Source organism: Nocardia sp. CDC153 (genome assembly GCF_035818515.1).
GTDB lineage: Bacteria > Actinomycetota > Actinomycetes > Mycobacteriales > Mycobacteriaceae > Nocardia.
In genome coordinates, this window is record NZ_JAYKYU010000007.1 from 379,572 (window position 1) to 392,367 (window position 12,796).

The following is a 12,796-nucleotide window of genomic DNA, read 5'->3' on the forward strand; positions in this document are numbered from 1 at the left end:
CGGACCGTGCTCAACTCGAGCCAACCTAGCAGGTTTTGCCTCCGTGGCCGCCGAAGCCCGCTTACTCGGGGATCCGACAGTCGAAGCCGCCGAGGAAGGTGCGGAGTTTGGCGGTGGTTTCCTGGAGTTCGGTCTGCGGGTCGGAGGCGGCGACGATGCCGCCGCCGCCGAAGGCGCGCAGGGTGTGGGCGTCGGCGGAGAGCTCGGCGCAGCGGATGGCTACGTACCAGTTGCCGTCGCCGGAGGCGTCGCACCAGCCGACCGCGCCGCCGTAGAAGCCGCGGTCGCCCTCGAGGTCGGCGATGGCGTCGAGGGCCAGTTCGGTCGGGGTGCCGCAGACGGCCGGGGTGGGGTGCAGCAGCACGGCCAGGTCGAGCGCCGTGGTGGTCGGATCGCGGAGTTCGCCGCGAATGGGGGTGGCCAGGTGCCAGACCTCCGGGGTGGAGAGCAGTTCCGGGCCGTCGGGGATGGTGAGCTCGGTGCAGACCGGGGTCAGCCGCTCCCGGATCCAGTCGATGACGAAGGCGTGCTCATCGCGATTCTTGGTGCTGGCCAGCAAATCTTGGGCACGGGCCGCGTCGGCCGCCGGATCGGCCAGCCGCGGCATGGTCCCGGCCAGTGGGCGCAGGGTCACCGTGCGCCCCTGGCGGGACACCAGCACCTCGGGCGTCGCGCCGAGCAGGGTGTCGCCCGGCCGCCCGGCGGGGGACAGGTCCACCGCGTAGACGGCGGCGCGGGGATGGCGGGTCACCAGGTGCGCGGCGATGACCTCGGCCGCCAGCGGCGTGTCGGCGGCGGCCACCAGCGAGCGGGCCGCGACCACCTTGCGCAGCGGCTGGCCCGGATCGCCCAGCTCCGCCACGAGTTTCGTGACACGTGCGACATGCTCTGCGGCACTGGGTATTTCGGAGATCACCCGGACCTCGGGCAGCTCCGGCAGGGCGGCTGGCCGCCACGGGCCCGCGGTGTGCGCGGCCGCCTCGGGCGCGACCAGCGCGGCGGGCCGGCGCGGATCGAAGGCGAGCGCCCCGACGATCAGCTCGGCCGCGCCCGACCGCAGCGCCGCGGCGGCGGCCGCCGCCGAATCGAAGGCGGCGCGGCTGCCGGAGGCGCGGACGACGCCGTCGGGCGTCGCGAGCAGAAATCCGTCCATGATGCTTCGACCATAGCCCCGCGGCCGGGCGCGCAGGGGCGGGGAGCGACGCATCTCTCACCTGGTCGCGGGCGTGTTGCCGCCGATCTTCCTGGGGCCCAGCAGCTTTCCCGCAACGCGGGTGTGGGTACCGGTCGGTCAGGCGGGTTCGGACCGTGGTTCCCGCCCCGGCGGCACCATGAGCACCGGCCGGTGGCAGTGCTTGAGCACCGCGTCGGCGACGCTGGAATGCATGAGCGCGCGGATGCCGGTGGCCCCGCGCGTGCCCGCCACGATGATGTCCACGTCCAGTTCGTCGGCCACCTCGACAATGGCGTTCCAGATGGTGGTCGTGCACTCCACCGTGCGCGCCTCGGCGTTCAGACCGGCCAGTTTGGCCAGTCGCACCCCTTCGGCATTGATATTGCGGGCGTCCACGAGGGCGACGTCCTCGATTTCGTCGTCGGTCATCCACTCGGGCTGCATCACCCCCGACAACCCCGACAGGCGAGCCGCCTGCCGCACCATCGGCTCCCATGCGGTCAGCACCACGGCGCGGTTCGCCGCCAGGAACCGGCCCGCGTATTCGACGGCCCGCCGGGCGTTCTCGGAGCCGTCGTAGGCGATCAGCATCAAATCGCAGGGCATGACGTACCTCCTGGTAGGAACGTCTGGCTGTACCCTCGAGGCTACCCCGGAAACCGACCGCCGCGCGGACCTGGCAACGCACGGCACGTCGCAAGTTCTCCACAGTTTGCGAACGATTCACCCAAAGCGGTGGTGTGAAGGGGCATGCGGGTTTTCACTGAAATTGTCGGCGTCTCCGGAGCCGATCATTGTCGGCGCCGCCGACGTTCGACATCGCCGTCGTTGGAGCTGGGCCCGAACGAGGGGTGGAATGTGCGGTTGGACGAGCTGACGACCCCGCAGGAGTGGGCGCGCGTGTACCGCTCCCTGTTCGGTCTTCCCTACGTGCACGTGACCACGCCGGGCTTCGTGGTGCTACCCCTGGTCGACACCATCGCCGCCCTGAACACGCCGGAATCGTTGGGTGCCTTGATCCTTGACGAACTGGTCGGGCGTGGTGTGCCCGGCCCGGTGCTGGTGCGCGACAAGCCGCCGCGGCGAACATTCCTGGCGGTCTTCGACGGCTATCCGTCCGATGAATGCCTGGAACTGTTGGAGCGCAACAGCATCGACATCGGCCCGCATCGCAGCAATGTCATCCTGCCCACCGGATTCGGCCGCCACACCCATGAGGGCCGCTGGTGGGCGCGCGCACCCCAGCGCGACGAATCCCTGCCCCTACTCTCCGAGGTGGTCGCGGCCACCCAGGCGGTGTTGTGACCATAGAGTCGGCGTTCTTCGGCCACCACGAGGCCGATCCACGCGCCCTGCTGTACTACGAATGGTGTCAGCGTGTCGAATCCGGTTACGCGGTCGACGATTTCGCGGAGGAGGTGCGCGAGCTCACCCACACCGAGCATCCGGTGCCGGGGGCCTGCTGGCGATTGCTCGATCGCATCGAGCGGGCGCGCCGGATTCCGGACTGGCCGTACACCGAGTGGCGGGACGCGCCGTGGAGCGCGAATCTGCCCGAGGCCGAGCAGGATTCGTCGCCTGCCCGCCCGGATGCGGAACTGCTGGACCGCATCCACGGCGGCTGGCTCGGTCGCTGCGCCGGGTGCACCCTGGGCAAGCCGTTGGAGAACGGCTTCCTCTGGACACCGGAAAGCATTCGCGCCTACCTCGAGCCCTACGACGCGTACCCGTTACGCGACTACGTGCCCGTATCCGAGCCGATCCCGGCGCAGATCACCAGCCGAAGGGATTGGCGCGCCGCGACTCTCGGCGGCATCGACGGCTGTCCCCGCGACGACGACATCGACTACACCATTCTCGGCCTGCACCTGCTCGAGCAGCGCGGCCCGGATTTCACCGCCGACGATGTGGCCGCCCTCTGGCTCGAGCGCCTGCCGTTCCTGCAGACCTACACCGCCGAACGCGTCGCCTATCGCAACCTCATCGACGGGTACGCCCCACCCGACACCGCCACCTACCGCAACCCCTACCGCGAATGGATCGGCGCGCTCATTCGCGCCGACATCCACGGCTACACCCACCCGGGCCAACCCCGCCGCGCCGCCGTGGCCGCCGCCCGCGAGGCCTCGATCTCCCACGTGGGCAATGGTTTATGGGCCGCCATGTGGTCGGCCGCCCTGGTCTCGGCGGCCTTCACCAGCCGCGCGCCCGCCGATCTGCTGGCCATCGCCGGATCGGTCGTCCCGGCCCGCTCCCGCCTCGCGGTAGCCCTGGCCGAGGTGCGCGACGACCACCGCGGCGGGCGCTCCTGGGACGCGGCCGTGGCCGCCGTCCGCGCCCGTCACGACCATTACAGCTGGGTCCACGCCATCGGCAACGCCTGCCTCATCGCCGCCGGATTGCTGTGGGGCGAGGGCGATTTCACGAAAACCATCGCCCTCACCGTGCAGGGCGGCTGGGACACCGACTCCAATGGCGCGACCGCGGGCTCGGTGGCGGGCGTCCTCGCCGGAGCCGCGGCCCTCCCCGCCCATTGGGTCGCGCCCTTCCACGACACCGTGCACAGCGCGGTGTCGGGCTACGACGGCGCCCGCATCTCGGAGCTGGCCCGTCGCACGCGAAACCTGGTCTCCTGACGGCGAATACAACGAAGGCGGTGCCCGGTCTCGGACCGGGCACCGCCTTCGATCGGGCTGTTAGCGCTCGACGATCGCGACGACGCCTTGGCCGCCCGCGGCGCAGATGGAGACCAGCGCGCGGCCGCCACCCTTCTCGGCCAGCTGCTTGGCGGTCTGGGCGATGATGCGGCCGCCGGTGGCGGCGAACGGGTGGCCCGCGGCCAGCGAGGAGCCGTTCACGTTCAGCTTCGACCGGTCGATCTTGCCCAGCGCGCCGTCCAGGCCCAGGCGCTCCTTGCAGTACTGGTCGGACTCCCACGCCTGCAGGGTGGCGAGCACCACCGAGGCGAAGGCCTCGTGGATCTCGTAGTAGTCGAAGTCCTGCAGTGTCAGGCCGTTTCGGGCCAGCAGCCGCGGTACCGCGTAGGTGGGGGCCATGAGCAGGCCGTCCGGGCCGTGGATGTAATCCACCGCGGCCACCTCGGAGTCGACCAGGTAGGCCAGCGGCGACAGGTTGCGCGAGGCGGCCCACTCCTCCGAGCCCAGCAGCACCGCGGACGCGCCGTCGGTGAGCGGGGTGGAGTTGCCCGCGGTCATGGTCGCGTCACCCAGCTTGACGCCGAAGACCGGCTTGAGGGTCGAGAGCTTCTCGATGGTCGAGCCCGGGCGCAGGTTGTCGTCGCGGGTCAGGCCCAGGAACGGGGTGACGAGGTCGTCCATGAAGCCGCGGTCGTAGGCGGCGGCCATGTTCTTGTGCGACAGGTAGGCCAGCTCGTCCTGCGCCTCGCGGGAGACGCCGAACTCCTTGGCGGTGATGGCGGCGTGCTCACCCATCGAAAGACCGGTGCGCGGTTCGGCATTGCGCGGGATCTCGATGCCGACCATCGAGGGACGCAGGCGGCCGACCAGCTTCACGTAGTCGGAGTTCTTCTTGGCGCGGTTGGCGTCGAGCATCCACTCGCGCATGCCCTCGCTCACGCCGATCGGCGCGTCGGAGGTGGTGTCGGTGCCGCCGCCGACGCCGTTCTCGATGCGGCCCAACGCGATTCCGTCGGCCACGGTGACGATGGACTGCAGGCCGGTGCCGCAGGCCAGCTGCAGATCGTGGGCCGGGGTGTAGGGCGAGAGGGTCGAGCCGAGCACGCTCTCACGGATCATGCCGTGCTCGCCGACGCGCTTGAGCACCGCGCCGCCGACGACCATGCCCAGCCGCTCACCCTGCAGACCGAAGCGGGCGACCAGCCCGTTCAGCGCCGCGGTGAACATGTCCTGGTTGGAGGCGTGGGCGTACTTGCCGTCCGAACGGGCGAACGGGATGCGGTTACCGCCGAGGATGGCAACCGGGCGCGCCTGCTTGGTGGTCTTGGCCGCGGCCTTCGCCGAACGGGCTTTGGTGGTCACTCGAGTCTCCAGTGTCTCGTCGGTGGAATTTCCGCCACGCGCTACCGCTCCGGACGCGCGTCACTCGGTTTACATTAAACTTACTCTGGAGTAAGTTCATTTGTCGACACCGAACCGCGCATGTGTGCGCAATACCGCTTTTGGCGGGCCGAAACCAAGGAGAAGGTAGGAAACGTGGCTGCCAGCAAGAGCAAGGGCGCTCCCAACCTGTACGGATCTTTCGTTCACTCCGCCCCCGGCGCGTTCCTGGCCAGCAAGCTCGGCCTGCCGCAGCCGGAGACGCTGCGCCGTTACAAGGCCGGTGAGCCCGCGCTGCCCGGCCCGGTTCTCGTGGGCGGCAAGGGGCGCGTCGCCGACGCGGTGCGGAACCTGCTGGGCGACTACACCTTTGTGGATTCCATCACCCCGGGCGTGAAGTTCGGCGCGCTCGTGTTCGACGCCACCGGCATCAAGACCATCGAGGAACTCGAGCAGCTGTTCCAGTTCTTCCAGCCCGCCATGCGCAGCATCGCCGCCTCGGGCCGCGTGCTGGTCATCGGCACCACCCCGGAGCTGTCGGCCTCGGTCGACGAGCAGATCGCGCAGCGCGCGCTCGAGGGCTTCACCCGCTCGGTCGGCAAGGAGTTGCTGCGCGGCGCCACCTCGAACCTGGTCTACCTGCACCCCGAGGCCGCCACCGCCGCAACGGGTCTGGAGTCCACCCTGCGCTTCATCCTGTCCGGCAAGTCGGCCTTCGTCGACGGCCAGGTCTTCCGCGTCGGCAAGGACGATTCGACCGCCCCGTCCTCCTGGGACAAGCCGCTCGAGGGCAAGGTCGCCGTGGTCACCGGCGCGGCCCGCGGCATTGGCGCGACCATCGCCGAGGTGTTCGCCCGCGACGGCGCGACCGTGATCGTGGCCGACATCCCGGCCGCCGGTGAGGCGCTCTCGGAGACCGCCAACAAGGTCGGCGCGACCGCCCTCGCCCTCGACGTCACCGCCCCCGACGCCGCCGAGAAGCTGGCCGAGTTCGCCACCACCCGCTTCGGCGGCATCGACATCGTCGTGCACAACGCGGGCATCACCCGCGACAAGCTGCTCGCCAATATGGACGAGGGCCGCTGGAATTCGGTCATCGGCGTGAATCTGGCCGCGCCGCACCGCATTACCGAGGGCCTGGTCGCCAAGGGCGCGCTGAAGCAGGGCGGCCGCGTCATCGACGTGTCCTCCATCGCCGGTATCGCGGGCAACCGCGGCCAGACCAACTACGGCGCGTCCAAGGCCGGTGTCATCGGCATGGTGAACGCCGAGGCCCCGAAGCTGGCCGAGAAGGGCATCACCATCAACGCCGTGGCCCCCGGCTTCATCGAGACCGCCATGACCGCGGCCATCCCGCTGGGCACCCGCGAGGCCGGTCGCCTGCTGTCCTCGCTGCTGCAGGGCGGCCAGACCGTGGACGTCGCCGAGACCATCGCCTACTTCGCCTCCCCGGCCTCGAACGCGGTGTCGGGCAACATCATCCGCGTCTGCGGCCAGGCCCTGATCGGAGCATGATGTCGCAGACCATCAACCTCACCGAGGTGCCCAAGAACAGCGGCCTGTTCGTCAAGGCCGCCCTGGGCGCGCTGCCGGTGCCGGGACTGTCCAACCGCAAGTCCACGCTGCCGGATCGCACGGTGCGGCTCGAGGGCTTCAAGGCCGATCCCGATCATCTCGCCGCGTACTGCCGGGCCACCGGCCTGCGCTTCGGTGACGCACTGCCGCTGACCTATCCGTTCGTGCTCAGCTTCCCGCTGGCCATGCAGCTGGTCGTCGCCCGCGACTTCCCGTTCGTGGCGGTCGGCGCGGTGCACGCGGAGAACGTCATCGAGCGCACCCGCGAGATCTCGGTGTCCGAGCCGCTGGACTTCGAGACCCACATCGAGAACCTGCGCGAGCACCCCAAGGGCCTGCTGGTGGACGCCATCACCGAGGTCAGCGTGGGGCGCGAGCTGGTGTGGCGACAGGTCACCACCTTCCTGCACCAGCAGAAGACCTCGCTGTCGGGCGGTCCCAAGCCCGAACCCAAGCCGGACGAGGTGCCCCCGCCGCCGCTGCGGGCGCTGCGCGTCGATCAGAAGATGATCACCCGCTACGCCAATGCCTCCGGCGACCACAACCCGATCCACACCTCGGCGCTGGGCGCCAAGGCCTTCGGCTTCCCCAAGCCGATCGCGCACGGCATGTGGTCGGCCGCGACGGTGCTCGGGGCGATCGAGGGTCGCATTCCCGAAAAGGTCACCTACGCGGTGAAATTCGGCAAGCCGATCTTCCTGCCGTCCACGGTGAACCTGTACGCGGACCAGGTGTCCGGTGGCTGGGACATCTCCTTGAAGAACCCGAAGAAGGGCTTCCCGCACCTGACCGCTACGCTGCGCTGAACGTGGCTTACGCGTCACCCAGGGATTCGGGCGGTACCGCCGCATAGGCGGTCCGCCCGACGGGGGTGAAGAGCCGCACACTGTTTCGCAAATCGGATGTCGCCACGCAGGGGTTTCTACATCCGCCCGAGACAGTGTGCGGCTCTTGCATTTCCGGGCTAGGCGAGGACGGGCCGGGCATTGCGGGTGTCGGAGACCAGTTCGAGGACCTCGCCCAGCCAGGCCGGGGTGAGGCCCGAATCCGGTCCGGCGGCAATGTGGTGGTCCGGGCGGACCAGCAGCGCCTGGCCTTCGGACAGGCCCGCCCGCTCGGCGCAGTCGGAGGCCGGGAGGGCGTGCACGGCGATGTCGATGCCGGTGTCGCGCTGCGCTTTTGCCGCGGCCTCGCGCCAGGCACCGGCCGGTCCGGCGATCAGCAGGGTGAAGCCGGGGCCGCACAGGTCGAGGGTGGACAGGGTCCAGGTTCCGGCGTCGACCCACCAGTGCGGCAGGCGGGTTCCGGTCTGGCCGTGCAGGGCCGGCACGTGCGGCGAGCGATCGGCGGTGTCGAGCACGGCGGTCGAGGTGTAGCGATAGCGGGTCATGACCGCCGACATGTCGAGTCTGCGGGCCAGATCCCCGGCATTGTCGCGCGTCCGGATGCCGTAGCGGGTCCGGAAATCGGTGCCCAGGCGCGATTGCTCGACCGCGATCCGTGCGCGCGGACGGCGTTCGGCCGCATAGGAATCCAGCAGGGCCCCGCCGGCGGTGCCGTGCAGGGTGGCGGCCAGCTTCCAGACCAGGTTGTGGGCGTCGGCGACCCCGGTATTGCCGCCGTAGCCACCCCACGGCGCGTGCCGGTGCGCGGCGTCACCGACCAGGAAGACGCGGTCGCGGCGATAGTCGTCGGCGACGAAAGTGCCGGTGTCCCAGGCGCTTCGGGCCAGGATCTGGACCCCGAGGCCGGGTGCGCCGATCATGGCGCGAATGGCGTCCACACAGCGGGCGTCCGACCAGTCGGCGGGCGATTCGACGGCCGGATCGTATTCGATGTGGAAGGACCATTCGTCGGTGTTGTTCTTGGTCAACACCAATCCCCGCACCCGCGGCCCGGTGATCTCGCATTGGCTGAACCCGCGACCGTCGAGAATGCCGGTGAGATCGGTGCGGGCGAAGACATTCAGATAGTGGTGCGTCGGCGGCAGCTCGCTGCCGGTGATGCCCAGCGCCGCCCGGATCGGGCTGCCCGCGCCGTCGGCCGCGATCAGGTAGTCCGCCCGCAGCGGCGACCGCGCACCCGCGGCATCGCGCAGCACGGCGGTGACCCCGTCGGCGTCCTGCGCGAATTCCACCAGCTCCGTGCCGAATCGGAGATCACCGCCGCGTTCCCGGGCGGCCTGCGCCAGCACCGGTTCGAGCTGCACCTGCGGCACGAACACGAACTGGGCCGGACTCGGATCCGCGCCCGCCGCGATGCTCGCCCCGAATGCCGACAGATCCAACGCCTCGGCCGTCCGCACCGACTCGCCGGTCCAGGCCCCGCCGAACTTCCCGGCCTTCAGCGCCGTCGCCGCCGTCGCCAGAATCCGCGATTCCAACCCGACCTGCCGGTACATCTCCCCGGTTCGGGTGTGCAGCCCGCGCGACCGCGGCAGCGGCGACGGGGTGGCCCGCCGCTCCACCAAAACGTAAGGAACGCCGTGGTATTCGAGGAACAGCGCGGCCGACAAGCCGACCAGACCGCCGCCGACCACCAGTACCGGAACATGTGCCGAAGTCATGCCGCAACCCTGCGCGGCTCCCCTTGCACACCCCTTGCACGGCGATCACGCCCACCTTGCCGGCACTCCCGTCACTCGGGCGTATGTCTTCCCGTCATTCCGGCGTGTGTTTGGCCGGAATCCGCCGGTACGAAGGGGATCCCGGCCAAAAGCACGCCGGAATGACGAGATTCGCAGCTCGCCCCGGTCGGCAATCGCGGCGGTGTGGCCGGGTCAGCAGTCGCAACCGCAATCGCAGCCCCCGCAGTCGCAGCACCCGCCGCAGTCGTCGCAGCCACAGCAATCGCAGTCGCAGCAATCGCCGCAATCGCAGTCGCAGCGGTTGATCCACGCGTCCTTGCGTTGGCCGCTGCAGGGCCGGGTGTGGGTCGCGCAGCAGGCGTATCCGGTGCAGTACTGGGTGCAGAGGATGCCGAGTCCCTGGAACAGGTTGGGGCGCTGCGGCGGTTCGGGCGGTTCCAGGCCCGGTTGCGGGGTGAACGGCGCGCCCGGCTGCCATGGCTGCTGGTTGCTCAGCGTGGACAGCTCGATATCGGCGACCGTCGCGCCGCTCGTCCGGCAGGCTCCGGTCGCGCAGGTGTGGGCGATGCCCGCGGTGCGGCCGAGTTCGCGGACCACGCCGCGCAGGGGATCCAGCAGGCTCCAGCGGATGGTCGCGACCCGGTCCAGGGCGACGCGGGCCAGGGCGGCGCGCAGCAGCGAATGCGATTCGGCCACCAGGGAATGCGCTTGCTCCCGGGTGGTGCCGGTGGCGAGCAACGGGTTGAAATGGCCCTGGGCGCGGTCCGCGTCGAGGTCCTCGAGGGCGTCGGCGAGGTGGGCGATGCGGCCGAAATGCCAACCGGCCTCGCGCAGGGCATCGGCGTTCTCGGGGCGATCGGCGAGTATCGCGGTGTGCGCGAACAATTCCGCGGCACAGAGCTGTGTGGGGGAGGTCAGCTCGTCGAGCGTGCTCTCGGGCGAATTCTCCAGGCGCAGTTGCGATTCGATCGCGGTGATGAGCGGTTCGATATCGAGGCCGAGCGGTGCGGCGGAGGCGCGGGCCCCGGCTTGCCAGCGGTTCGAGACGCGGCTCAACGGTCGGCGGGCCAGCCGTGCGGTCTCCCCGTCGTTCACATGATCGCGAATCTTGGCCGCGGCCAACAGCAGTGCGGCGGTGGCGGCGAGCCGGACGCCCGGGGCATCGGCGGCGACCACCGAGGCGCGTCGCATCCCCCGCAACGGGCAGGGCCCGGCCGCGGTCCGCGCCGCCGGAGTCGACTGCTGCGCCTCGGTGAGTATCTCCAGCACGATGGCATCGGTATTGGTGGCCGCGCGGGCCAGCTGACCGTGGCCGTCGCGCAGTCCCAGGCACAACCCGCACAGGTGGGTCTGCCACGCCGACGGGTCGATACCGTGCCGCGCGGCGCTGTGCGCGCACGGTTTCAGCAAGCCGAACACGATGTCCCCATCCCCAGCCGGTACCGGCTGTCCTGCAACACGATCGCAGCGAACTGTGGCAGGGGACCGGGGGTTCCGGCAAGTCCGCCCGGCGGCGGACTCAGACCTGTTCGGCCTTCTTCTTGTTGCCGGACAGACCGCGCCAGGCGAGATCGTCGAGCAGGTTCACGGCCTCGGCCATATCGATCTGCCCGCTGGCCACCCGGTCGGCGATGGCCTCGCCCGCGCCGATCACCGCGACCGAGACGATCTCGAAGTTGGTGCCCGGCTCGGCGTACTTGGCGCTGGATTCCAGCAGCTTGGCGGTCAACTCGATGACCCGGTCGCGGCTGTTGGAGATCTCCGAGGCGAACGGGGCCTGGCCCAGGGCCTGCCGGTAGAGGACCTGCCAGGACAGGCGGTTCTGATCCACGTAGGACAGGAAGGCCTCGAGGCCCGCGCGCAACTGCTCGTGCGGGGTCAGCTTGGGGTTGCCGGCGACCGCGACGGCCTCGATGAAGCGCATGCTCTCGCGGTGGATGCAGGCGCGAAAGAGCTCGTCCTTGGACCCGTAGTAGAGGTACAGCATGGGCTTGGAGATCTTCGCCTCCGCGGCGATCGCGTCCATGGAGGTGTCGTGGTACCCCTTGCGCGAGAAGACTTCCACGGCGGCGTCGAGCATCTGCTGCTCGCGGACCGCGCGCGGGAGCCGTTTCGTTCCGCCAGCCATTCACTCTCCTAGGACAATTCCGAAGCTCTTATCTTACTCCATGGTAAGTTCCGCGATCGTGAATTGCCGAGGATTTGCCTGGCGCTCAGCAGTGCGGCGCGGAGCCCTTGAACTTTGCCATGCGCATGACCGACTTATCCACCTGGGCTCCCGGTAAGCGGCCCGTCTTCACCGCGTCCTCGAGCCGGTCGAGCACCTTCGGCACCGCGTCGGTCGTGATCCACAGGGCATTGTCGGCCCCCGCGACCAGGGCGTCCTCCACCGCCTCCTCGATGGTCATGCGGTTGGTAATGGCCGCCATGCCGCCCAGATCATCGGTGAAAATCACGCCCTCGAAGGGTGCTGCGCCGTAGCCGGTCCCCTGCCGCAGCAGTGCCATGGCCTCCTTGCTGATGCTGGCGGGTCGATCCGGGTCGGTGAGCCCCGGCACGTCGAGGTGTCCGACCATGACCGCCGCCCCCGAATCCACCAGCTTCCGGAACGGCACCAGGTCCTTGCCCTGCAGCTGATCCAGCGGCGGGGTGTGCACCGCGCCGGTGTGCGAGTCGCCCGAGCCGGAACCGTGGCCGGGGAAATGCTTCATGACACTGCCCACCCCGGCGTCGTTCATGGCCCGGATGAACGCGCCCGCGTAATCCACCACGACGTCCGGATTGTCGGAGAAGGAGCGGTCGCCGATCACCGAATCATCGGGCTGGCTGCTGACATCCACGTCGGGGGCGAAGTCCACGGTCACCCCCAGCGCCTTCAGCTTCTTGGCCCGGTCCAGGCTGAAGGTGTAGAACTCGTCGACGCTCATCGACCCCGGGATGGACCGCGCGGGCGGTGCCACCCCGATCAGGTCCTTGGCGCGCGAGACCCGGCCGCCCTCTTCGTCGATGGTGACCATGAGCGGTGTCCGCGAGGCCTTCTGCACCGCGTCCACCTGGTGCTGGGCCAGCATGGCCTTGTCGGTCCAGCTGCCGATGAAGATGCCGCCGATCTGCTCGGTCTTCACCACGTTCTCGGCGTCGGCCTCGCCGGTGACGCCGACGGTCAACAATTGCGCCAGCTTCTGCCGCAGCGTGAACTGGGACAGGTACATGGCCGCGCAATCCCCTTGCGTCGGAGTCGTTGTCGGCGCGGCACTGCTGGTGCTCGGCGCTCCGGTGCTGGTCGAGGCCGATTCGTTGGACGAATTCGAGCCACTCGAGCAGGCGGTCAGGGCGAGAGCGGTCACCGCGACGGCGATCCCCGGAGCAAGGCGCATGCCCCGACGGTAGCTCCCCGCGCGAGAGTTCTCGCCATCGACACCG

11 protein-coding genes are annotated in these 12,796 nt (G+C 69.7%); 4 read left to right on the top strand and 7 right to left on the bottom strand.

Annotated features, from left to right (window positions below):
• Positions 1-61 precede the first annotated feature (61 nt).
• Together VMT65_RS34920 and VMT65_RS34925 are read right to left on the bottom strand one after the other, a co-directional pair.
• Positions 62-1,153 (bottom strand): isochorismate synthase, encoded by a 1,092-nt coding sequence (locus VMT65_RS34920; protein ID WP_326312930.1) that lies wholly within the window; start codon positions 1,151-1,153, stop codon positions 62-64.
• Between the two features lie 138 nt (positions 1,154-1,291).
• Positions 1,292-1,780: a universal stress protein gene (locus tag VMT65_RS34925; RefSeq protein ID WP_326312931.1), complete on the bottom strand. Its 489-nt coding sequence runs from the start codon at positions 1,778-1,780 to the stop codon at positions 1,292-1,294.
• Between the two features lie 258 nt (positions 1,781-2,038).
• Between VMT65_RS34925 and VMT65_RS34930 the strand changes: the two genes are divergently transcribed.
• Positions 2,039-2,479: a hypothetical protein gene (locus tag VMT65_RS34930; RefSeq protein WP_326312932.1), complete on the top strand. Its 441-nt coding sequence runs from the start codon at positions 2,039-2,041 to the stop codon at positions 2,477-2,479.
• On the top strand, positions 2,476-3,810 hold the full coding sequence (locus VMT65_RS34935; protein ID WP_326312933.1) for an ADP-ribosylglycohydrolase family protein: 1,335 nt from the start codon (positions 2,476-2,478) through the stop codon (positions 3,808-3,810). Before VMT65_RS34930 ends, VMT65_RS34935 begins: the two co-directional genes overlap by 4 nt.
• A gap of 60 nt (positions 3,811-3,870) precedes the next feature.
• Here the strand turns inward: VMT65_RS34935 and VMT65_RS34940 are convergent, their stop codons facing one another.
• Entirely contained in the window at positions 3,871-5,193 is a 1,323-nt protein-coding gene (locus VMT65_RS34940; protein WP_326312934.1) for an acetyl-CoA C-acetyltransferase, read from the bottom strand.
• A 174-nt stretch (positions 5,194-5,367) separates the two neighbouring features.
• On the opposite strand from VMT65_RS34940, the gene VMT65_RS34945 reads away from it, so the two are divergent.
• Positions 5,368-6,726, top strand: coding sequence for a 3-oxoacyl-ACP reductase (locus VMT65_RS34945; RefSeq protein WP_326312935.1), 1,359 nt, complete (start codon positions 5,368-5,370; stop codon positions 6,724-6,726).
• On the top strand, positions 6,723-7,592 hold the full coding sequence (locus tag VMT65_RS34950; protein WP_326312936.1) for a MaoC family dehydratase: 870 nt from the start codon (positions 6,723-6,725) through the stop codon (positions 7,590-7,592). Before VMT65_RS34945 ends, VMT65_RS34950 begins: the two co-directional genes overlap by 4 nt.
• Positions 7,593-7,750: 158 nt before the next feature.
• On the opposite strand, the gene VMT65_RS34955 is transcribed toward VMT65_RS34950, so the two are convergent.
• The 4 genes from VMT65_RS34955 to VMT65_RS34970 form a co-directional block, all read right to left on the bottom strand.
• The gene (locus VMT65_RS34955) at positions 7,751-9,352 is read right to left on the bottom strand and encodes an FAD-dependent monooxygenase (protein WP_326312937.1); all 1,602 of its coding nucleotides are present in this window, start codon (positions 9,350-9,352) and stop codon (positions 7,751-7,753) included.
• 213 nt (positions 9,353-9,565) lie between these two features.
• Positions 9,566-10,792 carry a DUF5685 family protein gene (locus VMT65_RS34960; protein ID WP_326312938.1) on the bottom strand — a complete coding sequence of 409 codons (1,227 nt, stop codon included), beginning with the start codon at positions 10,790-10,792 and terminating at the stop codon, positions 9,566-9,568.
• A gap of 100 nt (positions 10,793-10,892) precedes the next feature.
• Positions 10,893-11,501: a TetR/AcrR family transcriptional regulator gene (locus VMT65_RS34965; protein ID WP_326312939.1), complete on the bottom strand. Its 609-nt coding sequence runs from the start codon at positions 11,499-11,501 to the stop codon at positions 10,893-10,895.
• An 85-nt stretch (positions 11,502-11,586) separates the two neighbouring features.
• Positions 11,587-12,750 (bottom strand): glycoside hydrolase family 3 N-terminal domain-containing protein, encoded by a 1,164-nt coding sequence (locus tag VMT65_RS34970; protein ID WP_326312940.1) that lies wholly within the window; start codon positions 12,748-12,750, stop codon positions 11,587-11,589.
• Positions 12,751-12,796: the final 46 nt, after the last annotated feature.